The 21,466-nt window shown below is 70.8% G+C and carries 24 protein-coding genes; 16 read left to right on the forward strand and 8 right to left on the reverse strand.

All coding sequences use genetic code 11. From position 1 onward, the window contains the following. Nucleotides 1–271 precede the first annotated feature (271 nt). Both MKK52_RS03685 and MKK52_RS03690 read left to right on the forward strand, forming a co-directional pair. The gene (locus tag MKK52_RS03685) at nt 272–880 is read left to right on the forward strand and encodes a PAS domain-containing protein (RefSeq protein WP_243952387.1); all 609 of its coding nucleotides are present in this window, start codon (nt 272–274) and stop codon (nt 878–880) included. Between the two features lie 113 nt (nt 881–993). Beyond that, nucleotides 994–1,629 (forward strand): PilZ domain-containing protein, encoded by a 636-nt coding sequence (locus MKK52_RS03690; RefSeq protein WP_243952388.1) that lies wholly within the window; start codon nt 994–996, stop codon nt 1,627–1,629. 9 nt (nt 1,630–1,638) lie between these two features. On the opposite strand, the gene MKK52_RS03695 is transcribed toward MKK52_RS03690, so the two are convergent. Next, nucleotides 1,639–2,220, reverse strand: a complete 582-nt coding sequence (locus tag MKK52_RS03695) for an SCO family protein (RefSeq protein ID WP_243952389.1) — start codon at nt 2,218–2,220, stop codon at nt 1,639–1,641. A gap of 95 nt (nt 2,221–2,315) precedes the next feature. Then, entirely contained in the window at nt 2,316–2,807 is a 492-nt protein-coding gene (locus MKK52_RS03700; protein ID WP_243952390.1) for a PRC-barrel domain-containing protein, read from the reverse strand. 133 nt (nt 2,808–2,940) lie between these two features. Here MKK52_RS03700 and MKK52_RS03705 point away from each other — a divergent pair, with 133 nt between their 5' ends. Then, nucleotides 2,941–3,417, forward strand: coding sequence for a tRNA (cytidine(34)-2'-O)-methyltransferase (locus MKK52_RS03705; RefSeq protein ID WP_243952391.1), 477 nt, complete (start codon nt 2,941–2,943; stop codon nt 3,415–3,417). 41 nt (nt 3,418–3,458) lie between these two features. After that, nucleotides 3,459–4,889 (forward strand): protein adenylyltransferase SelO, encoded by a 1,431-nt coding sequence (locus tag MKK52_RS03710; RefSeq protein WP_243952392.1) that lies wholly within the window; start codon nt 3,459–3,461, stop codon nt 4,887–4,889. Here MKK52_RS03710 and MKK52_RS03715 read toward each other — a convergent pair. Further along, complete coding sequence (locus MKK52_RS03715) at nt 4,862–5,047, reverse strand: hypothetical protein (protein ID WP_243952393.1); 186 nt, start codon at nt 5,045–5,047, stop codon at nt 4,862–4,864. The genes MKK52_RS03710 and MKK52_RS03715 overlap by 28 nt on opposite strands. Nucleotides 5,048–5,117: 70 nt before the next feature. On the opposite strand from MKK52_RS03715, the gene MKK52_RS03720 reads away from it, so the two are divergent. Beyond that, nucleotides 5,118–5,345 (forward strand): hypothetical protein, encoded by a 228-nt coding sequence (locus MKK52_RS03720; protein ID WP_243952395.1) that lies wholly within the window; start codon nt 5,118–5,120, stop codon nt 5,343–5,345. Between the two features lie 6 nt (nt 5,346–5,351). Here the strand turns inward: MKK52_RS03720 and MKK52_RS03725 are convergent, their stop codons facing one another. The 3 genes from MKK52_RS03725 to MKK52_RS03735 all read right to left on the reverse strand — a co-directional run bounded on the left by MKK52_RS03725 (nt 5,352) and on the right by MKK52_RS03735 (nt 8,840). Then, a complete protein-coding gene (locus tag MKK52_RS03725; RefSeq protein WP_243952396.1) occupies nt 5,352–6,560 on the reverse strand; it encodes a GNAT family N-acetyltransferase in 1,209 nt (402 codons plus the stop codon). Continuing rightward, nucleotides 6,557–7,972, reverse strand: a complete 1,416-nt coding sequence (locus MKK52_RS03730; RefSeq protein ID WP_243952397.1) for a lipopolysaccharide biosynthesis protein — start codon at nt 7,970–7,972, stop codon at nt 6,557–6,559. The genes MKK52_RS03725 and MKK52_RS03730 overlap by 4 nt, the downstream gene beginning before the upstream one ends. A gap of 115 nt (nt 7,973–8,087) precedes the next feature. Further along, nucleotides 8,088–8,840, reverse strand: coding sequence for a hypothetical protein (locus MKK52_RS03735; RefSeq protein ID WP_243952398.1), 753 nt, complete (start codon nt 8,838–8,840; stop codon nt 8,088–8,090). A 193-nt stretch (nt 8,841–9,033) separates the two neighbouring features. Here MKK52_RS03735 and MKK52_RS03740 point away from each other — a divergent pair, with 193 nt between their 5' ends. The 4 genes from MKK52_RS03740 to MKK52_RS03755 all read left to right on the forward strand — a co-directional run bounded on the left by MKK52_RS03740 (nt 9,034) and on the right by MKK52_RS03755 (nt 12,380). Further along, on the forward strand, nt 9,034–9,633 hold the full coding sequence (locus MKK52_RS03740; RefSeq protein WP_243952399.1) for a superoxide dismutase: 600 nt from the start codon (nt 9,034–9,036) through the stop codon (nt 9,631–9,633). Nucleotides 9,634–9,705: 72 nt separating this feature from the next. After that, nucleotides 9,706–11,232, forward strand: coding sequence for a murein biosynthesis integral membrane protein MurJ (gene murJ, locus MKK52_RS03745; RefSeq protein WP_243952400.1), 1,527 nt, complete (start codon nt 9,706–9,708; stop codon nt 11,230–11,232). Nucleotides 11,233–11,280: 48 nt separating this feature from the next. Beyond that, a complete protein-coding gene (locus MKK52_RS03750) occupies nt 11,281–11,955 on the forward strand; it encodes a haloacid dehalogenase type II (RefSeq protein ID WP_243952401.1) in 675 nt (224 codons plus the stop codon). Nucleotides 11,956–12,026: 71 nt separating this feature from the next. After that, nucleotides 12,027–12,380 carry a hypothetical protein gene (locus MKK52_RS03755; RefSeq protein WP_243952402.1) on the forward strand — a complete coding sequence of 118 codons (354 nt, stop codon included), beginning with the start codon at nt 12,027–12,029 and terminating at the stop codon, nt 12,378–12,380. Nucleotides 12,381–12,413: 33 nt separating this feature from the next. Here the strand turns inward: MKK52_RS03755 and dnaN are convergent, their stop codons facing one another. Both dnaN and MKK52_RS03765 read right to left on the reverse strand, forming a co-directional pair. Continuing rightward, nucleotides 12,414–13,535 carry a DNA polymerase III subunit beta gene (dnaN, locus tag MKK52_RS03760; protein WP_243952404.1) on the reverse strand — a complete coding sequence of 374 codons (1,122 nt, stop codon included), beginning with the start codon at nt 13,533–13,535 and terminating at the stop codon, nt 12,414–12,416. Between the two features lie 128 nt (nt 13,536–13,663). Next, the gene (locus tag MKK52_RS03765) at nt 13,664–14,941 is read right to left on the reverse strand and encodes a flagellar biosynthetic protein FliO (RefSeq protein WP_243952405.1); all 1,278 of its coding nucleotides are present in this window, start codon (nt 14,939–14,941) and stop codon (nt 13,664–13,666) included. Nucleotides 14,942–15,223: 282 nt separating this feature from the next. Between MKK52_RS03765 and flgB the strand changes: the two genes are divergently transcribed. The 7 genes from flgB to cckA all read left to right on the forward strand — a co-directional run bounded on the left by flgB (nt 15,224) and on the right by cckA (nt 21,422). Further along, nucleotides 15,224–15,628 (forward strand): flagellar basal body rod protein FlgB, encoded by a 405-nt coding sequence (gene flgB, locus MKK52_RS03770; protein WP_243952406.1) that lies wholly within the window; start codon nt 15,224–15,226, stop codon nt 15,626–15,628. Nucleotides 15,629–15,678: 50 nt separating this feature from the next. After that, complete coding sequence (gene flgC, locus MKK52_RS03775; protein ID WP_243952407.1) at nt 15,679–16,086, forward strand: flagellar basal body rod protein FlgC; 408 nt, start codon at nt 15,679–15,681, stop codon at nt 16,084–16,086. 10 nt (nt 16,087–16,096) lie between these two features. Next, nucleotides 16,097–16,411: a flagellar hook-basal body complex protein FliE gene (gene fliE / locus MKK52_RS03780; protein ID WP_243952408.1), complete on the forward strand. Its 315-nt coding sequence runs from the start codon at nt 16,097–16,099 to the stop codon at nt 16,409–16,411. Nucleotides 16,412–16,430: 19 nt separating this feature from the next. Continuing rightward, on the forward strand, nt 16,431–16,697 hold the full coding sequence (fliQ, locus tag MKK52_RS03785; protein ID WP_238248936.1) for a flagellar biosynthesis protein FliQ: 267 nt from the start codon (nt 16,431–16,433) through the stop codon (nt 16,695–16,697). 30 nt (nt 16,698–16,727) lie between these two features. Then, entirely contained in the window at nt 16,728–17,489 is a 762-nt protein-coding gene (gene fliR, locus MKK52_RS03790) for a flagellar biosynthetic protein FliR (RefSeq protein WP_243952409.1), read from the forward strand. A 26-nt stretch (nt 17,490–17,515) separates the two neighbouring features. Continuing rightward, on the forward strand, nt 17,516–18,583 hold the full coding sequence (gene flhB / locus MKK52_RS03795; RefSeq protein WP_243952410.1) for a flagellar biosynthesis protein FlhB: 1,068 nt from the start codon (nt 17,516–17,518) through the stop codon (nt 18,581–18,583). A 130-nt stretch (nt 18,584–18,713) separates the two neighbouring features. After that, on the forward strand, nt 18,714–21,422 hold the full coding sequence (gene cckA / locus MKK52_RS03800; RefSeq protein WP_409564615.1) for a cell cycle histidine kinase CckA: 2,709 nt from the start codon (nt 18,714–18,716) through the stop codon (nt 21,420–21,422). Nucleotides 21,423–21,466: the final 44 nt, after the last annotated feature.

Raw genomic sequence — 21,466 nt, forward strand, 5'->3', positions numbered from 1 at the left:
GTCACGGGGAAGTTGCGGACAAGCCCGCGATGCCACACGAAGGCGATTCCCCGCCCTGCAACTCCTTCTCAGCGTTGTGTTGTGCCGGAGGACACAGGCTTCAGTGGCGATCAACCTTAACCAAAGCGTAACTCGCCGGATGCATCGGCGCGCCCGAGGGCATAGGGATTGCGGACAGGGACGGTAACCGCCCGATGCGCGGCCGCAGACGTCGTCCAGACGTTTCGGAACGGGCATCCACGAGGCACTTTTGTACCGATCCGGGACAGACATGAAGCATCCCACAAGTCATCTGCTTCACGCTTACTGGGAAAAGCTCCGCGGTGATCGTGCCGCGCCGGAGCGGGCCGAAATTGAGCCTGGCGAAATCCGTCATCTTCTGGCGGATAGCCTGATCCTGGAGCTCGACGTGCCGGCGCGCTCCGCCATCATCCGCCTCGCGGGGACGCGGGTCTGCGCCCTGTACGGCCGGGAATTGCGTGGCCAGCCCTTCAGCGCCCTCTGGGGTGACCGGGCCTGCGACGCCTGGCGCCTCGCGGAGACGGTCGCCCTCGACACGCTCGGCGTCGTGGCGGGCCTGCGCGGCGTGAACCGCGCGGAGGAGGGGGTCGATCTCGAACTCCTGCTGCTGCCCCTGCGCCACCGGGGCCGCCCGCATGTCCGCGCCCTGGGCGCGCTGAGCTTCGTCGGGGCGCCGCCCTGGCTCGGCCTGAAGCCCGTGGAGCGGGCCGAGACGACCTCCCTGCGCATCCTGGCGCCGCGCAGCCGCAGCGCCCGCCCGCCCGCCGCCGGGCCGGGCGAGGGCATTCGCCGCGTGTTGATGCCCGATGCACCGGTGCGGCGGGGGCACCTGATGGTCCATCCCGGCGGTCGCGCCTGAGCCGGTCCAACATTCTGACGAAAGAGCGACATGAACCGTGCCGGTGAAGGCTTTCCGTAACTCGTGATCACTACGGTTGCCGCAGCGAAGCTTACTCGGCGACTGATCTTGGCATGATCGCGGTGGATGCCGGCCCACTCCAGACTTTGAGAAGTCGCCCCGTCGTGGGCGTGGCGTCGGACCGTCGCCAGCACCAGCGGGTGCGCGTGGCCGTGCTCGGCCGCTACATGCTCTCCGACCGGCGCGAATATCCCTGCCAGACCGTCGACATGTCGCCCGGCGGCGTCCGCCTGACCTGCGCCGTCCTCGGCGAGATCGGCGAGCGGGTGGTGCTCTATCTCGAATTCATCGGCCGGATCGAAGGGGTCGTGGCCCGGCACACGGCGGGCGGCTTCGCGGTGAAGCTCGCGGCGACGTCCCGCAAGCGCGACAAGCTCGCCTCCCAGCTCACGTGGCTCGCCAACCGCGAAATCCTCGGCCTGCCCGAGGGCCGCAGCCACGAGCGCGTCGTGCCGGAGAAGCCCGGCGTCACCCTGAAGCTGGAGAACGGCCGCGAGGTCATGGCGCGGCTCATCGACATCTCGCTGTCGGGCGCCGCCATCTCCTGCAACGCGACCCCGCCGATGGGCAGCATCGTCGTGGTCGGCAGCACGCCGAGTCGGCTGGTGCGCGTGTTCGAGGGCGGGTTCGGCGTGCAGTTCCTGCTGCCGCTCTCCCCCGACCGCTTCCACGCCGGGATGGTCCTGTAGGAGCCCGGCTCAGATCTTCTTGGCGAGTTCCGCCGCCGTCTGCTCCGGCGGGCGCGAGATGTCGAGGGCGCCGAGGAAGCGGTTCTGCGCGTCCATCACGTACACGATCGCCGTGTGCTCCATGACGTAGTCGCCCTTCTGGTCCGGCACCTTGCGGGCATAGGCGCGGTAGGCCTTCTCGACGGCGGCGATCTGCTCCGGCGTGCCGGTGAGGCCGGTGATGCGCGGATCGAAGCTCGACAGATAGGTCTTCAGGCTCGCCGGATCGTCGCGCTCGGGATCGACGGTCACGAAGGCGACCTTCATCGCCTTGGCCTTGGGGCCGAGGGCCGCCATCACGTCCGAGATCTGCTGCAGCGTCGTCGGGCAGACGTCGGGGCAATGGGTGAAGCCGAAGAAGACGAGGTGCGTCGCCCCGCTGAAATCCTTCTCCGTCACCGTGCGCCCGTCCTGGTTCACGAGGGTGAACGGGCCGCCCACGGTGGCGGTGCCGACGGACGTCGCCTCCGGCCGCAGCATCACGAAGGCGGCGGCGGTGATGCCGACGAGCCCCAGGCAGAAGGCGAGGAGCGGAATGAGGGCGCGGCGCATGGCGTGATTAACCCCGGCACTGGTGTGCCGGGGTGGTGCACCGAACGAACCCGGTCTTCAAGCCCGCACGTCGCCGCCGGGCGGGGCGGACCCGCTCAGGGCTTGCGGGCGGGCTCGGCGGCCTGCGCGTCCTTCGGCTTCTCCTTGCCGAGGTAGATGTATTCCGGCGCCGCGCGGAGCTGGTCCTTCGTGGTGTCGATCGTGGCCTTCAGGGTGTCGTTGTCGCCCCGGCTGACCTTGATCGCGGTGGGGTCGATGGCGACGTACTTCGCGCCGATGCCGAGGAAGCCGCCGACGCCGACGATCCACGCCTTCACCTGCTGCTTCTCGTCGAGGACGAGGTCGGCGATCTGGCCGATCGTCTCGTTCGCGCCGTTGGTGACGCTGAGGCCCACGAGCTTGCTCGACACCATGTCGGAGGGCGCTTGGGCGACGAATTTCGGGCGCAGGTCGTCGGAGAGTGTCGCCGGCTTGGCGGCCACGGGACCGCCGGCCGCCGGGGTGTCGGCGTTCTGGGCGAGGGCCGGGACGAGGGCGGCGGTGACGAGGGCCGTCGCCAGGGCGACGGTCGCGAGCGGGTTGCGCATGGTGCGGGAGCCTTCCGGTCGGGCAGCCGCGTCGGCTGCGACGCCCGCTCAAGGGTCAGCGGCACCGCACGGTTCCACGCGCGATGTTGAAAACATTGCGCTTTGCCGGCTGAGCGGCGATAGCCCGTCCCCGATGCCCCGCCTGACCCTCTACCAACCCGACATCCCGCAGAATGCCGGCACGATGATGCGCATGGCGGCCTGCCTCGGCCTGCCGGTGGAGATCGTGGAGCCGGCGGGGTTCGACGTGTCCGACCGGCACCTGCGCCGCTCCGGCCTGGATTATCTCGACCATGTCGCGATCACCCGCCACCGCTCCTTCGCGGCCTTCGAGGCGTGGCGCCGGGAGGCGAGGGTCCGCCTCGTCCTCGCCACCACGAGCGGCGCCGTGCCCTATACGGATTTCGCCTTCCGCCCCGGCGATTGCGTGATGGTCGGGCGCGAATCGGCCGGCGTGCCGGAGGCGGTCCATGCCGCCGCCGACGCCCGCGTTCTGGTGCCGATGCGCGCCGGGATGCGCTCCCTTAACGTCGCCGTGGCGGCGGCGATGATCCTCGGCGAAGCCCTCCGGCAGGTCGGGGACGCAACGGATCGCCCCGAGCGGGCTTGACCCGACAGACCCCTTCAGCCCGCACCCACCCGAGAGACGCCTTGCCGGATCAGCTCCAACCCCGTCCGTCCCGCCGCCATGCCGATCTCGGGCCGGACTTCTTCGACGTCGTCGCCGCGGCGCGCTTCCCGAAGACCGTCCTGCGCCATCGCAACCAGCCCTGGGCCGAGCGGGTGGGCCTCGGCGGGCTGACGGACGAGGAGTGGGTCGCCCATTTCGGCCGGTTCGCGCCGCTGCCCGGCAGCTTCGAGGAGCCCCTGGCGCTGCGCTACCACGGGCATCAGTTCCGCTCGTACAACCCCGACCTCGGGGACGGTCGTGGTTTTCTCTTCGCGCAGCTCCACGATCTGAAGGACGGGCGGCTCCTCGATCTCGGCACCAAGGGCAGCGGCACCACGCCGTGGTCGCGCACCGCCGACGGGCGTCTGACCCTCAAGGGCGGGGTGCGCGAGGTGCTGGCGACCTCCATGCTGGAGGCGCTGGGCGTCACCACGTCGAAGTCGTTCAGCCTGATCGAGACAGGCGAGGACCTGATCCGGGGCGACGAGCCCTCGCCCACGCGCTCCTCGGTGCTGGTGCGGCTCTCGCACGGGCATATCCGCATCGGCACGTTCCAGCGCTTCCTGGCGCTGGAGCAGCCGGAGAACGTCGGCAAGCTCCTCGACCACACCATCGCCACCCACATGCCGGACCTCTGGCGCGACAGCGTCGAGGACCGCGCCGCCGCCTTCCTGGAGGACGTGACGGTGCGCGTGGCGCGGATGGGCGCGCAATGGGCGGCGGCGGGCTTCGTCCACGGGGTCCTCAACACTGACAACATCAACGTCACCGGCGAGAGCTTCGATTACGGCCCCTGGCGCTTCCTGCCGGCATTCGATCCGAACTTCACGGCGGCCTATTTCGACCAATCCGGCCTCTACAGCTTCGGCCGCCAGCCGGAGGCCCTGTTCTGGAACCTGTGTCGGCTGGCCGATTGCCTGCTGGCGCTCGCTCCGCAGGCGCGGCTGGAGAAGGCCCTCGAAGGGTTCGGCCCCGCCCTGCAGGAGGGCTTCGCGCAGGCCCTGTTCGCCCGGCTCGGCCTCGCCCCCGCGCCTCAGGCCGAGACCGACCGCCTCGTCGCCGCGATCTGGCGCTTCCTCGGCGACAGCCGGGCGCCGTTCGAGCGGTTCTTCTTCGATTGGCGTGGGGGTCTCGCCAGCGCGGAGCGTGCCGCCGCGAGCCCGAGCGCCAGCCATTACGCGGCCGAGGGCTTCGCCCCGGTGCGGGCCGCCTTCGAGGGCGTGGAAGCCTCGGCGGACGCACGCCTCGATCACCCGTACTTCGCGGGCGAGCCCTGTACGATGCTGATCGACGAGGTCGAGGCGTTGTGGGCGCCCATCGTGGAGCGGGACGACTGGTCCGTCTACGAGGCCAAGCTCGCGCGGATCGGGGAGATGGCGGACGCCTACGGCACCGCGCTCGCGCCGGTCTGATCGGCCTGCGCGGCGAGCGCCTCGGCCTCGATCCGGCGGCGCTCCTCGGCGTGGCCGGCGGCGATGGCCATTGCCATCAGGCGCTGCGTCAGGCGCAGCACCAGCCAGAACAGGGCGAGGCAGAAGAGGGTGGCGGCGGCGGCCTTGAGTGGATCCACGCGTCTCCCCTATTGCGGCAGGGCCGACCGGAGTGATCGGTTGCGCCCCACATAGATCAGGTGCCCCCGGTTGCGCGAGACTTTCCATATCGAAGTGATCGGGCCGGATGGCGAGGAGGTCGTCACCCGGATCTCCGTGCGGGTCGCGAATGTGGAGAGCGCCCAGGAGCGCGCCCTGCGCTTGTTCGCCCGCGCGCGGGTGCCCCAGCGGCGGGACGAGCCCGCCCAGGCCGTGCGGGTGATCGACGGCGCGGGCCGGGAAGTGTTCCACCGCACACGGTTCGAGGAAGGCGACTGACGGCGCCTAGCCCTTCGCGCGGCGTTCCCGAAGCCTGAGTCGCAGCCGCGCCACCCTCTCGCGCCCGCGCTCCAGCCGGGCGGCGAGGGGGAAGAGCGGATCGCGCCCCGATTCGATCAGACGGTGGGCGATGGCCCGGCGCTCCGTCCAGAACAGGGTGGCGAGTTCGAAATCCGGCGGCGCGCAGGAATCGATCCGGTCGATGCCGGAGGTCGCCAGCACCGCCTCGGTGAGGCGGTGGACCAGTTGGACGCCTGTCGCGACGGCCGGGTCGGTGTCGTCGTGGGCGACCTTCAGGACGAAGGCGTCGCGGCCCGCGAGGGGCAGGACCATCGAGGCGAGGATCGTGTCGCCCCGGTGGAGCCGCGCGATCCGCACCCGCCCCCGTTCCGCCAGGGCGGCGACGGCGGCGCGCAGGAGCGCGGCCTCCTCCGGCCGTTGGGCGAGGGCGGTGCCGGCGCGGCCTTTCCAGCTCGCGGCCTCCAGGGCGATATGCGCGTTGAGGGCGGCGGGGAAACCCGCCGGATCGGCCAGCATCGTGAAGGCGACAGGGCCGTCCGCGTCAAGGCGACGGCGGGCGCGGCGCAGCCGGCGACGGCGGTTGCCGGAGAGGTGGTCGAGATAGGCGCCCCGCGCCGCCGGATCGAGCCCGGCGGCATCCAGCAATCCCCGGTCATGCGCCCAATAGGCGTCCTGCCGGACGCCCGCGTCGTCAAGGAGGACGCGGAAGGGGCCGTCGGCGGGGGCGTTCTGCAGGAGCAGGCGCGGCGGCTCGCCGAGGGCCTGCGGCGCCGCGAGGAGCGCGGCCAGGGCGGCGGCAGGATCCTCTCCGTCGAGGAGGGGGATGCCGAGGGGCGCGTAGCCGTGGGTCCAACCCATCAGCACCGGCAGGGGCAGGCCCCAGCGGCGGGCGACTCGGCGATGCGGCCACGCCGCCAGAAGGCGCGCGCCCGGTTCCTCCGGCGGCCTGTCCGCCACGAGGAGCATCCGTACCCCGGCGCCGAAGGCCGGCGCGGCGGCCAGGGCGTAGGACGCCTCGTAGAACGGGTTGGCGACGAGGGCGCGGGCACCCAGCGCCTCCCAGGCGGCCACCCAAGGTGCGGCGGGGTCGAGGGGCCGGATCGCGGCGACGAGCCCGCCGGGCAGGGGCGCCGTCACGAAAGGGGAACGGGTGTCCGGCAGGGGTGCCTTCGGCATCGGGGCGGGGGCGATCATGCCGCGAGCCGGCGGCGGATCGCCCCCGCCAGACCGAGCATGTCGAGGCGCCACGCCACCGCGACGAAGGCTGCGCCGAGGATGAGCATCCCGAGCACCTGCCCGGGCGGCTGCGTGCCGCCGGGCAGGAGGCCGATGCCGATCACCGCCAGCCCCGCCGCGAGGGCGGCGGCGAGGATGCCCGCCATGTCGGCCAGCGGCAGGGGCATGGCGGTGCCGGCCCTCTTCGCGCCGACGATGAGGACGAGGCAGGCGGCGGCCTGCCCACCCGCGAAGGCGAGGGCCGCGCCCATGGCGCCGAGCCTGGGGATCAGCAGCAGCGAGGCCGTGGCCACCGTCACGAGGGTGGCGAGGGCGGCGGCCGCCTCGAGCCGGCTGGTGCGGGTGAAGTAGATGACCTGCCCGAAATAATACGAGCGGAACATCATCAGGATGCTCGCCAGGATCAGCACCGGGGCGAGGCGGCGCGCTTCTTCGCGGTAGCCCGGTCCGAGCAGGATCGTCACCACGAGGTCGTCGAAGCACAGGAAGAACACCGCGCCGAAGGCGGCGATGGCGGTCATGGACCGCGCGGCGTCGCAGAGCACGCCCGAGGCCACCGCCATGCCGCCGAGCCGCGCCTCACGCTTGGCGATGGACATCAGCGAGAGGGCCAGCGCCTCCCCGAACACGATGAAGCTCTGGCGCAGGAAATCCGCGATGGCACCGTAGGCGCCGAGACCGGCAGGGCCGACGGTCTTGGCGATGATCAGCCGGTCGAGGCTCTGGGCCAGCGCCGCCGTGGCGAAGGACAGGACCAGGGGCCAGCCATAGGCGAGGAGGCGCAGGGCCTCGTCGCGGCTCCCCGATCCACGCATCAGCGGCGCGATGGTGACGAGGGCGGGCAGTGAGCCCAGCGCGTTCGCCGCCGCGATGGCCATGGCGAGGTCGACCGGGTCCCCCGTCGCCTTGAGCACGATGCTGCCGAGGGTGAGCATCAGCACCGCCCGGCACAGCACGGCGGCGGCCACGGCGCCCGCCGCGAGGCGGGTGCGGGCGATCTCGGTGGAGCCCTCGAACAGGACGAAGCCCATCGCCAGCATCAGGATCGCCCCCGCCGCCGCAGGAGCGATCAGCCCGAGGAGCGCGGCGAGCCCGGCGGCAGCGCCCGCGAGCAGCAGCGAGCCGCCGAGGAGGCGCACCACCGTCCCGATCTGCGCCGAGGCGCGGGCCTCGTCGTAAAGGGCGAAGAACGCGAATTTCGGCCATTGGCAGGTCGCGCCGTAGAGCACGAGCGCCCAGGAGAGCAGGTACAGGTAGCTGCCGTAGATCTCGGTGGGCGCGAGGCGCGTGAACACCGCCACGGAGGCCATGTTCAGGGCCGCCGCGACACCGCGCGAGCCGACATAGATCAGACTGTGCCGAGCGATCATGGCATCGCGTTCGGTGCGCGGCCCGAATCCCCGGATGGGGCGAGTCCGTGCTGTCGTGGGTCGAAACGGAGGGCGGGGCTGTGGGTCACGCCGCTCCGGTGCAGGGGCCGTGCCGTCAGGCGGCGCCCCGCGTGCCGACCTCGCCGCCGCCGTCTACGAAGGCCTTCAGCTCGTCGAGGGAGGCGAAGGTGAAGCGCCCGTTCGGCGTGTCCGCCTCGATCGCCCCGTCATCGAACATCATGTAGGTGTTGCCGCCGGAGCTGTAGCGCCCGACCACGGCACGCTCGGGCTTCGCCTCGGGGGCGGCGTCGAGGCTCGACCGCAGGGCCGGCTCCGGCGCGGGCTCCGGCGCCACCGGCTCGGGGCGCCCCGGTACGAACAGATCGTCGGCGGTCTCCGCGACGACCGGCTCCGGCTTGGTGGGCGCCTCGGGCGGCTTCACGTCCGCCGGGGGTTTCGCCGGCGTGGCGAGGCCCGGCATCGGCAGTTCCGGCTCGACGGCCAGGGGGCGCGGCGGCAGGACGAGGGAGGGCTCGATCCGCGTGCGATCCGAACCCATGCCGACCACGGGCGGGACGGGCACGGCCGCCGACAGGTCGTGGCCGACCTCGGGAGCCGGCAGGTCCGGCACCCCGACGGGCGCGGCCTCGGCGCGGACCGCGCCGTCGCGCAGGACCCTCTCGATGCGGCGCAGCCAGGTGGCGACGACGGCGAGGCCGAACAGCAGGATGCCGGAGGAGGCGACGACGGCGCCCCCATAGACCATCGCCATCCCGCTTTCGAGACGCACGTAGGGGAAGCCCTCGACGACGGCGATCACCCCGGCGATGAGCATGGCGGCGGCGAGCGCGAACAGCGCAGCGATCATTGTACACTCTGGACGCGGGCCGAGAGGGCCCCGAAATCGCCGGCACGATAAGGCGCTGCACAGGTTTTGCAAAACCTGTTCGCACGGCCCTTACGGCGTTGCCGATGACGCAGGCCCGACTTACGTACCGGACGTCAACCCGGGGACCCCCGCCGGGGGCATGCGGTTGCCCTCGGCCGCACGGAGACATGCAATGACTTTCACCCTGCCGGAACTGCCCTACGCCTACGACGCCCTCGGGCCGTACATGTCGAAGGAGACCTTGGAGTTTCACCACGACAAGCACCACAAGGCTTATGTGGATACCGGCAACAAGCTGCTCGAAGGCAGCGATCTGGCGGGCAAGAGCGTCGAGGAGATCGTGAAGGCCGCCTACAACACGAATCAGGCGCTCTTCAACAACGCCGGCCAGCACTACAACCACATCCACTTCTGGAACTGGATGAAGCCGAACGGTGGCGGTGCCATCCCCGGCGCCCTGGCCAAGAAGATCGATGAGGACCTCGGCGGCGCCGAGAAGTTCAAGGCCGACTTCATCCAGGCCGGCGTCACGCAGTTCGGCTCGGGCTGGGCGTGGCTCGTCGTGAAGGACGGCAAGCTTGCCCTCATGAAGACCCCGAACGGCGAGAACCCCCTGGTCCACGGCGCCAAGCCGATCCTCGGCGTCGATGTGTGGGAGCATTCCTACTACATCGACTACCGCAACCGCCGCCCCGACTACCTCAAGGCGTTCATCGAGAACCTCGTGAACTGGGAGCACGTCGAGAAGATGTACGCCGAGGCCACCGCCTGAGCGTATCCCACCGGGCGCCGCGCCGCGCGGCTGTGGCGCCCGGGCCCTTGAGATGAAAACCGAAACCCGATCATGATCCGCTCCATCCTCTCCGTCGGCGGGTGGACGCTCGTCTCGCGCGTGACCGGCTTCGCCCGCGACGTGGTGATGGCCGCCGTGATGGGCGCCGGGCCCCTCGCCGACGCCTTCGTCGTCGCCTTCCGGCTTCCCAACCATTTCCGGGCCATCTTCGGCGAGGGGGCGTTCAACACCGCCTTCGTGCCCTCCTACGCCTCCCTGGAGGAGGCGGCGGCGACCGGTGCCGCGCGGCGCTTCGCGGATCGCGTCTTCACGCTGATGCTGATCGTGCAGCTCGTGCTGCTCAACCTCGCCCTGCCGCTGATGCCATGGGTGGTCCACGCCCTGGCGCCGGGGTTCGAGGAGGGCGGCGAACGCTTCCAGCTCGCGGTGGCGCTGACGCGGATCACCTTCCCCTACCTGCTGTTCATGACCCTGGTGACGCTGCTGTCGGGCATCCTCAACGCCCATCGCCGCTTCGCCGTGGCGGCGGGCGCGCCGGTCCTGCTCAACCTCGCCATGCTGGCGGCCCTGAGCCTCACGGCCCTGTTCCCCAATGCCGCCTATGCCGCCGCCTGGGGCGTCGCGGTCTCGGGCCTGCTCCAGTTCGGCCTGCTCTGGTGGGGCTGCCGCCGCGCGGGGGTGATGCCGGACCTCGCGGTGCCCCGCCTCGATCCGGCGCTGAGGCGGTTCTTTGCGGTGCTCGGGCCGGCGGTGATCGGCTCGGCCGGGTTCCAGATCGCGGCCTTCGCCGACACGATCATCGCCAGTTGGCTGCCGACCGGCGCGGTCTCGGCGCTCTATTACGCCGACCGGCTCTACCAACTGCCCTTCGGTGTCATCGCCATCGCGGCGGGCACGGTGCTGCTGCCGGAGATGAGCCGCCGCATCGCGGCCGGCGACGTGGCCGGCGCCCATGGGGCGCAGAACCGGGCTGCGGGGTTCTCCCTGGCCCTGTCGGCGCCGTTCACCGTCGCCTTCCTGACGATCCCCGGCTTGATCATGGCCGCCCTGTTCCAACGGGGCGAGTTCAGCGGCGAGGACGCCGCCCGCGCCGCGTCGGTGCTCGCGGCCTACGGGCTGGCGCTGCCGGCGGTGGTGCTGGTGCGCAGCGCCGTGGCGAGCTTCTATGCCCGCCAGGACACCAAGACGCCGCTCTGGGCCTCGCTCACCGCCATTGCCGTGAACGTGGTGCTGAAGCTGTGGCTCACCGGCCCCTACGGCGTCACCGGCCTCGCCATGGCGACGGCGGTGAGCCAATGGGTCAACCTTGCGATCCTCGTCGCCCTCGCCCTGCGGAGGGGATGGACGGCGCCGGGGCGGACACTCGGCCTGACCCTCGCGGGGGTGGTGGTCGCCTGCATCGCCCTGACGGGCGTGTCCCTGTTCGGACGTCCCGTCGCCGAGGCGCTGGTGCCGACCCTGTCCCATGGGCGTGAGATCGCGGTGCTCGTCCTCCTCGGCCTCGCGGGGGCGTTGGTCTATGGCGGGCTGCTCCTCGGCTCGCTGCACCTGTTCGGGCTTCGCCTGCGCCGGGCGTGAACGGAGCACCGCCGGCCGAGTTGTTGGCGGAGAATGCGAGGAGACCGCATGTCCGACTTGAACCTTCTGGACGGGATCCGCGCCGCGGTCTTCGACGCCTACGGCACGCTGTTCGACGTGAACGCAGCGGTGCAGCGCCACGCCGCCGCCATCGGGCCCCAGGCGACGTCCCTCTCCGAGACGTGGCGCACCAAGCAGCTGGAATACAGCTGGATCCACGGGCTGATGGGCCGGTACGAGCCCTTCTGGACGCTGACCGAACGCGCCCTCGATTTCGCCCTGGCCAAGCACCCGGAGGTGGACCGGGGGCTGCGCGAGCGGCTCCTCGACGCCTATCGCGATCTCGATGCCTACGAGGAGGTGCCGGGCGTGCTCGCGGCGCTCCGGGAGCGGGGCCTGCGGACGGCGATCCTCACCAACGGCGACAAGCCGATGATCGACCGGGCCGTGGCCTCGGCCGGGCTGGCGGGGCATCTCGACGCAGTGCTGACGGTGGATGCGGTGCGGATGTTCAAGACGCACCCGGACGCCTACCGGATCGCCCTCGATGAATTCGGCGTGAGCCGCGAGGAGGTGCTGTTTTGCTCCTCGAACCGGTGGGACATCGCGGGGGCCGCCGCCTACGGCTTCCGCCCGGTCTGGATCAACCGGAAGGGCCTGCCCGACGAGTATCCGGACTTCGCCCCGGTGGCCGTGCTCTGCTCCCTCGAAGGGCTGCTCTAGCTCGGTGGCCTTCCGACAAAATTAAGGCTCTCGCGCTCTCATCCGCTCAACACGAGCAGGAGAGTTCTCGCGTGTCCGTTCACCCGTCTTTGTCCACGATCCGCGCCAGCGCCCTCGCGCTGGCCGGTCTTCTCACCGTCACCGCCATGCCCGCCACCGCCCGCGACGGGCAGAACGGCGCGATCATCGGCGGCCTCGCGGCCGGCGTCGTCGGCGGCATGGTTGGCAGCGCCATCGTGAACGGCGCCAACAACCCGCCGCCGCCGCCCCCGCCGGAGTACCGCCCGCGCCGGGTGCTGGTGGAAGACGAGCCCGAGACCGTCATCGTCCGCGAGCGTCGCGGCCCGATCTGCCATTACGAGCGCCGCAAGGTGTGGCTCGACGACGAGAACTTCACCTTCAAGCGCGTGCAGGTCTGCGAGTAAGCAAGGCGGGCTGCGGGCACCCCGCCCGCAGCCTCACACCCGCATCGGCATCAGCACGTAGAGGGCCGAGGCGCCCTCGCGGTCCTGGATCAGGGTCGGCGAGCCGGGATCGGCCAGCTTGAACAGGGCGGTGTCGCCTTCCAGTTGCGCCGTGATGTCGAGCAGGTAGCGGGCGTTGAAACCGATGTCGAGGGCGGACGCCGCGTAGTCGACGTCCAGCTCCTCGGTGGCGCTGCCCGCATCGGGGTTGTTCACGGAGAGGGCGAGGCGCCCGTCCGTCAATCCGAGCTTCACCGCCCGGCCCCGCTCCGACGAGATGGTCGAGACGCGGTCCACCGCCTTGGCGAAGGTGTCGCGCTCCACGGTCAAGCGCTTGTCGTTGTTGGCCGGGATGACCCGCTGATAATCGGGGAAGGTGCCGTCGATCAGCTTCGAGATCAGAGTCAGCCCGTCCGCGAAGCGCAGGCGGATCTTGGCGGGCGACAGGTCGATGCCGACCGTCTCGCCGCCGTCGTCGAGGAGCTTCTGGATCTCGGCCACCGCCTTGCGCGGCACGATCACCCCCGGCATCCCGACGCTGCCCGCAGGGGCGGGGATCTCGACGCGGGCGAGGCGGTGCCCGTCCGTCGCCACCGCGCGCAGGACCGGCGCGCCATCCGATTCCAGCACGTGCAGGAATATGCCGTTCAGGTAGTAGCGCGTCTCCTCGGTGGAGATCGCGAATTGCGTCTTGTCGATGAGGCGCTTGAGGTCGGCGGCGCCGATCTCGAACCCATGCGGCATCTCGCCCGTGGCGAGATCGGGGAAGTCGCCTTCCGGCAGGGCGCCCAGGGCGAAGCGCGAGCGGCCGGAGCGGATCGACATCTGCCCCCCTTCGCCGCCGGTTTCCAGGGAGACCTGCGCGCCTTCGGGGAGCTTGCGCACGATGTCGTAGAGGACGTGCGCCGGCACGGTGGTGGCGCCGGGATCCGACACGTCGGCGGCGATGCCCTCCGTCACCTCGATGTCGAGGTCGGTCGCCTTCAGCTGGAGTGTCGATCCCTCGCCGCGCAGGAGCACGTTCGACAGGATCGGGATGGTGTTGCGCCGCTCCACCACCCGGTGGACGTGGCCGAGCGACCTGAGAAGGGCCGCGCGCTCGACGATGACTCTCATCGCACAAACTCTGACAATTCGGGACCGCGGCGGCCCCTGGAAAACGGTCGTTCAGCTTGGCGAAGCGCCGGAGCGAAGGCAAGGCCGTGCAGCCCGACTCGCACAGGCGAGGCGTTCAAACGCCCGCCTTAGCCACGCTTGTCGAGGGGTCGGCCAAGCAACCGGGCGAATTCCGCCTCGATTTCCTCGACGGAGAACGGGTTGCCGGGGGATTTCGGCTCGGGCTTCGTCGCGGCCGGCTCCGGGCGCTGGGCGGCGGCCTTCTTCTCCGCACGGGTCGGCCGGGCGGCCGGCTCGGCCTCATCCTTGTCCGACATCCCCGAGGCCACCGGATCGAGGGGCGGGGGCACCAGGGCGGCCATCGCGGCGGCGATCGGATCGACCTGCGGCGGGGCCGGCGGGGGCGGCGGCGGGACGACCGGAGCCGGCGGCGTGGGGGCGGACGACAAGGTGGGCGGTGGCACGACCGCCGAACTCGGGCGCGCGATGGCGGCCTGAAGCTGGCGGGCCATGTCCGACAGGACGGCGGGGTCCACCGGGCGCGGATCGACCGCCGGGGGCGTCACCAGAGGCGTCACTGGCGGCGTCATCGGGGGCGGCGTCAGGGGAGGGGGCGTCACCGGAGGGGATGTCAGCGGCGGCATGGCGAAGCCGGCCTCCGGCAGGCGGATCGGCTCGGCCGGGCGCTCGGCTTGGCGCTCGGCTTGGCGTTCGACCTCGGGCTTCCGGTCGAGGGGCGGCGTGGCGCCGCGCGGCGGACGGGGGCGCATCAGCGCCTCCCGCACCGAGGCCGGCGGGGTCGGCATGACCGGCGCGGGCGGCGGCGCCGGGCTCGGCGGCGGAACCGGGATGTCCCGGCCCGGCTCGTCGCCATCGATCAGGGCAGCGTCGAGGGGCAGGCGCACGGGCGGGGGGGCGCTGGAGCCCGGCACCGGGGGAGGCACCACCACCGGCATCTCGAAGGCGGGTTCGGCGCGGCGCGGCGGGGTCTCAAGGATGGGGCGTCCGGCCTCGGCGATGGCGCGGGGCGGCTCGGGCAGGCGGCCGGCTTCCGCCAGCGGATCGGGCAGGGGCTCGGCGGCGGGCTCGGCGCGGAGCGTCGCCTCGGGCAGGGGCCGCTGGCCGCGCTGGATGTTGCGCTCGATCACCACGTCGTTCGGGCCGCCGACGAGGAGCAGGTGCTCCACATTGTCCCGCCGCAGCAGGATCAACTGCCGGGCGCGGTCCAGCTCGTAGACGTCGACGATGCCGAGGCGCGGCTGGCGCGAGCGACCGCTGCGCCCCTGAAGCGCGCCGCCGGTCCCGGTTAGACGGCGGACCACGAACACGATCGCGGCCAGTGCCGAGAAGATGATCGCGAAGATGACGAGGTACTGGATGATCGGGGAGCCGTCAGAGCCGAACACGGATCGTAGCCATGACAAGGTTACGCACTCGCACATTCCTGCCGTGGCGAGTTCCGCGGCAGGCTCCGCGTCATAACACGAGGCCGCACCAAACGGGCAGGCCGAATTAAGGCTTCGTTAACAGCTCGTCGGGGGCTGCGCGCCTGAACGTACCTGTTCGGGTCGGGTTGATCCGGCATTCGCGCGTGCAGGGGGCGACGGCAAGGTCTTTAACGGCGCGTTAACCATGGACACGGCAGTTTTTGCCGAGCCCGGACCTGCCGGGTGCGACGCGAGGGGGCCATGGCCATTTCTGACCTGCCCATGCTGGCGATGCTGCGCACCCGGATGCAGTGGAACCAGGCGCGCCAGACCGTCATCGCCCAGAACGTTGCCAACGCCGACACCCCGGGCTTCAAGCCCCAGGATCTCGCCGAACTGCGGTTCGACAAGGGGACCGGCCAGGCGCAGCGCAGTTCGCCTGGCCTCACCCTCACGGCGGCGGGCCATCAGGCGCCCATCGGACAATCCGACGCAGCGGGCGATCCGCGCAAGGTCAAGGATTTCGAGGTTCGGCCGAGCGGCAACGGCGTCAATCTCGAGGACGAGATGATGAAGGCCGGCGACATCCAGACCGATTATCAGCTCGCCGCCTCGCTCTACCAGCACAGCCTCACGACCCTGAAGATCGCCATCGGCAAGAGCTGATCTCACCCGGCCTTTTGAACGTGCGGAACTCCTAGAGAGAGGGGCGGGCGGTGGAATTCTCAAAATCCCTGACGGCATCGACATCCGGCCTAAAGGCGCAGTCCGGCCGGATGCGGATCATCGCGGAGAACATCGCGAACGCCGATTCCGCGCCGGCGAGCAAGGGCGCCGAGCCCTATCGCCGCAAGATCCCGACCTTCACCAGCCATCTCGACCGCGAGACCGGCGCCAACGTCGTGGAGACGGGGCGCGTGCGGCGCGACTCGAGCGCCTTCCGCACGAAGCACGACCCCGGCAACCCGGTCGCCGACGCGAAGGGCGACGTGGCGATGCCGAACGTGAACCCGCTGATCGAGAACATGGACATGCGCGAGGCCCAGCGCAGCTACGAGGCGAACCTCAACATGGTCACGACGACGCGCAAGATGATTGCGCAGACCCTCGCGATCCTAAAGTAGGGGCAGCGCCATGGCTTCGAGCAACTTCGCGGCGGGCGCCTACGCCGCCGTCCAGGGCCTTGCCTCCGGGCGGCCCACCCCCCGCGTCCAGCAGACCCAATCCCCCGGCGAGGGTTTCGCCGGCCTCCTCGGCCAAGCCATCGACGGGGTCGGCGATGCCGGCCGCCGGGCGGATGCCCAGGCGATCACCGCCGCCTCCGGCAAGGCCAACGTGGTCGATGTCGTCACCGCCGTCGCCGAGAGCGAGACGGCCCTGCAAACCATGGTCGCCGTCCGCGACCGCATGATCTCCGCCTACGAGGAAATCATGCGGATGCAGATCTGACGCCGCGCGGAACCCCACGATGACCGGCCTCGCCATCCTCGACGTCGCCCGCGACGGCATCTTCGTCTTCCTGAAGGTCGCCGGCCCGCTGATGCTCGTCGCCCTGTTCGTGGGTCTCGTCGTCTCGCTGGTGCAGGCGCTGACGCAGATCCAGGAGCAGACGCTGATCTACGTGCCCAAGATCGTCGCGGTCTTCGCGACCCTCCTGTTGATGCTCCCGTTCATGGGCGATGCCATGGCCGGCTACATGACCCGCATCGCCGCCCGGATCGCGGCGGGCGGGTGATGGCGCCCGTCATGCGCTATAGGGAGGCGCATGAACCTCCTCCTGCCGGGCGTGGCCTCGGCCTTCCTCCTCGTGTTCGCGCGGGTCGGCACGCTGATCATGCTCATGCCGGGCGTCGGCGAGCAGACCGTCTCGCCGCGCCTGCGCCTCGCCTTCGCGCTGATGGTCACGCTGGTGCTCTATCCCATGGCGCGCCCGCTGCTCGGCGGCACGGAGGGGATCGCCGGGCCCCGGCTGATCGCGCTCCTGTTCGGGGAGACGATCATCGGCCTCGTCATCGGGCTGACGGTGCGGATGGTGCTCGCCGCGCTGCAGACGGCGGGCCTCATCATCTCGCAGCAGCTCGGCCTGTCCTACGCCATGACCGTGGACCCGACCGTGGGCGGGCAATCGGCGGCGGTGGGCAACTTCCTGTCGCTGCTCGGCATCACGCTGATCTTCGCCGCCGACCTGCACCATCTGGCCATCGCGGCCATCGCGCGGAGCTATCAGGTGCTGCCGCCGGACGGGGTGCCGGCCTTCGGCGACGCGCTGATGCTGGCCCTCAAGGCGGTGGCGCGGGGCTTCACCCTGGCCGTGCAGATCTCCGGCCCGTTCATCGCCTTCGGCATCCTGTTCAACCTCGGGCTCGGGGTGCTCTCGCGGCTGATGCCGCAATTGCAGGTGTTCTTCCTGGCGGTCCCGGCCTCGGTGCTGATCGGCATGCTGATCCTCGCCGGGTCGCTCGGCGTGATGATGGGCGTCTTCCTCGACGACATGGGTCGGTATCTCAACGAGTTCGTCGGGCGCTGACCCCCCGCGGTCGGAGACGCTGACCCATGGCCGAGGGCGCGGAGCAGGAAGACAAGACCGAAGAGCCGACCCAGCGGCGGATCGATCAGGCGATCGAGCGCGGCGACGTCGCCAAGAGCATCGAGGTGAACACCCTCGCGATCCTCGGCGCCTTCACCCTCGCCCTCCTCGTGGCCGCGCCGGGCATCGCCAGCGGCCTGATGCACAGCCTCACCGGCTTCCTCGCCAACGCCCACCAAGTGCCGGACAGCCCCTGGGCCATGGCGCGGGCCGCCCGCAGCGGTCTGTGGATCTGGCTCGAAGCCGTGGCGGTGCCGGTGGGCGTCGCCCTCGTGGCGGGCGTCGCGGCCGGCTATCTGCAGCACCCGCCGGTGTTCAACGCCGAGGCGCTGATGCCGAAGTTCGAGCGCGTCTCGCCCATGGCGGGGTTCAAGCGCATCGTCGGCGTCGAAGCCCTGTTCCAGTTCGGCAAGGGCTTGGCGAAGATGATCGCCGTCGGCGTCGTCGGCGGCTCCATCCTGTGGCGGGACCGCGACCGGCTGGAGGTCTTCGCCCGGCTCGATCCCGGCGCCTGCCTGCCCGCGATCCTGACCCTCAGCCTCAAGCTCCTCGCGGGGATGCTCGCCGTCCACGTCACCATCGCGGGGGCGGATTACCTCTATGCGCGTCTCCGCTGGCGCGGCCGGCTGCGGATGTCGAAGGAAGAGATCAAGCAGGAGATGAAGGAATCGGAGGGCAACCCCGAGGTGAAGGGCAAGCTCCGGCAATTGCGCATGGCCCGCTCCAAGAAGCGGATGATGGCCGCCGTGCCGGGGGCCACCGTCATCGTCACCAACCCAACCCACTACGCCGTGGCCCTGCGCTACGAGGCGGGGATGCCGGCCCCGATCTGCGTCGCGAAGGGCGTCGATGCCCTGGCGCTGCGCATCCGCGAGGTCGCGAAGGCGCATGACGTCGCCATCGTGGAGAACCCGCCGCTCGCCCGCGCCCTGCACGCCACCGTGGAGATCGACGGGGAGATTCCGGCCGAGCATTACAAGGCGGTGGCGGAGGTGATCGGCTTCGTGATGCGCCTGCGCCGCCGGGCCGCGTGAGGGCGGGGCTACCCTTCCTCCACCATTTTGCGCGAAGCTCTTGATGGGCTTGGTGCCGTCCGTGGTCCGACGCCCCTTGCCGTGGGGCGGGCCGCGGGCCAAACCGGAGCCCGTTTCTGGAAAGACCCCGATGGCCGACGTGACCGGATCCCCGGCCCCGACTTTGAAGGCAGACCCGGCGAGGCCGGAGAGCGCGTCCGAGATCCTGGCGGTTCAGCCGCCGGTGAACGGGTCCATCGACCGTTCGGAGCAGCCCGGCCGCGTCGGCCTGCTCCTGATGCTCGCGGGGCTCCTGGTCGGCGCGGCGATCGGCCTGTCGTTCGTCGCCAACGAACAGGCGCAGGCGCTCATCGTGTGGCTCCTGGCGCTGCTCGCCATGGCCGGCGTGTTCTTCCTCTTCGCCCTCGCCATCGGCGCGATCCAGCTCTCCGGCAGCAACGCCCGGGACGATATCACCCGCGCCATCGTGGATGGCGGGCCCGACGGCGCCCTCGTGGTGGAGGATGGCGGCCGGCTCATCTACGCCAACGCCTCGTATCTACGCCTTGCCGGGGGCGACAGCTTCACGAATCTCGCCCCGGTGGAGCGGATCTTCGTCGGCTCGCCGGAGGTGTCGGAGGCGGTCTACCGCCTCTCCCAGGCCGCGCGCGATGGACGCCCGCACACCGAGGAGATGCGCATGGCGCCGCCCCTCGGGCAGGTGGCGGGCCTGACCGGCGAGCGCGATTTCGGCTGGTACCGGGTGTCGGTGCGGCCCCTGCCGCGCCCGCGCCGGGCCGCCTCCCTCTGGACCGTCGCCGACGTGACGGCGGAGCGCGAGCGGCAGGAGAACGTCTTCCAGGAACTGCAGCACGCCATCGACTATCTCGACCACGCCCCGGCGGGCTTCCTGTCGATCAGCCCCACGGGCACCATCGTCTACATGAACGCCACGCTCGCCGCGTGGCTCGGCTACGACCTCGCCAGCGTCGGCTCGGGCGGGCTGCACCTCACCGAGATCGCCCCCAGCGCCGACGTCCTGATTCGCACCGCCGGCCTGCCCGGCGAGGTCCGTACCGACCGGTTCGACCTCGATCTGCGCCGCCGCAACGGCCACACGGTGCCCGTGCGCCTCTACCACCGGGTTGCCTTCGGCAAGGACGGGAAGCCCGGCGCCTCGCGCACCTTCGTCATCAACCGCTCGGCCGGCGCGGACGCGGACGAGCCGCAGCGCGCCGCCGAGGTGCGCCTCGCCCGCTTCCTCAACAACTCGCCCATCGCCATCGCGACCCTCGACCGCAACGGCCGGATCGCCCGCGCCAACGCCTCGTTCACGCGGCTGTTCGGCACCGCGCCGCTCACCTCCGACGAGGCGGAACTGGACGGTGAGGGCGGCACCCGCGCCGAGCCGAACCTCAACGATTCGGTCGTCGACCGCACGGCTTTGGAAGCCGGCCTCAACCGCGCGGCCAGCGGCATCACCGAGGCCGAGCCCATCGAGGTGTTGTTGCAGGGGCCGGGCGGACGTTCGGCGCGGCTCTGGCTGAGCCCGGCCGATGGCGGCAACGAGGGCGAGCAGGCGGACGAAGCAGAGCGGGTGATCCTCTACGCCCTCGACACGACGGCCCAGCGCCAGCTGGAGCAGCAGGTCGCGCAGGCGCAGAAGATGAACGCGGTCGGCCAGCTGGCCGGCGGCATCGCCCACGACTTCAACAACGTGCTGCAGGCGATCATCGGCTATTCCGATCTGCTCCTGGCGAGCCACCGGCCGAACGATCCGGCCTTCCAGGACATCATGCAGATCAAGCAGAACGCCAACCGGGCGGCGGGCCTCGTCCGCCAGCTCCTGGCGTTCTCGCGGCGGCAGACCCTGCGGCCGGAGGTGATGAATGTCGGCGAGAGCCTGTCCGAACTCACCCTGCTGCTGAAACGCCTCCTCGGCGAGCGCGTCACCCTCGAACTGAAGCACGGGCGCGACGTCTGGCCGGTGAAGGCCGACGTGAACCAGTTCGAGCAGGTGATCGTGAACCTCGCGGTGAACGCCCGCGACGCGATGCCGGACGGCGGCAAGCTGACGATCCGCACGGAGAACGTAATCGATCCCGGCCCGCAGGCGGCGACCGATGGGCGCGGCGGCCCGCCCGCCGGGGATCACGTCCTCATCGAGGTCTGCGACACCGGCCAGGGCATCCCGGCCGAGCTGATGGAGAAGATCTTCGAGCCGTTCTTCACCACGAAGGAGATCGGCAAGGGCACGGGCCTAGGCCTCTCGACGGTGTTCGGCATCGTCAAGCAGTCCGGCGGCACCATCGACGTGCAATCGACGGTGGGCCGGGGCACGGCGTTCAAGATCTACCTGCCCCGCCACATCCCCGTCCCCGAGGTCGCCCCGGCGGAAACGTCGGCTCTGGCCGACGGCCGGTCGCAGGATGCCGGCACCAAGGCCGCCGAGCCGCCCCCGGCGCCCCGCCGCCCAGCGACGGACCATACCGGCCAGGGCGTGATCCTCCTCGTGGAGGACGAGGATCCGGTGCGGGCCGTGAACAGCCGCGCGCTCTCGGCGCGGGGCTACACGGTGTTGGAAGCGGCCTCCGGCCTGGAGGCGCTCGCCATCGTCCGCGACGGCGAGCAGCCCATCGACCTCGTGGTCTCCGACGTGGTGATGCCGGAAATGGACGGCCCGTCCCTCCTGCGCGAGGTGCGCAAGCACCAGCCGCACCTGAAGGTGATCTTCGTCTCGGGCTATGCCGAGGATGCCTTCCGCAAGAACCTACCGGAGGGCGAAGCCTTCAACTTCCTGCCCAAGCCCTTCAGCCTGAAGCAGCTCGTCGAGACCGTGAAGAAGACAATGGCGGATTGAGGCGCCGCCTCACCACCCCAACGAAAAAGGCCGCCCCGGGTGAA

Source organism: Methylobacterium sp. J-067, assembly GCF_022829465.1.
Lineage (GTDB): Bacteria > Pseudomonadota > Alphaproteobacteria > Rhizobiales > Beijerinckiaceae > Methylobacterium > Methylobacterium litchii.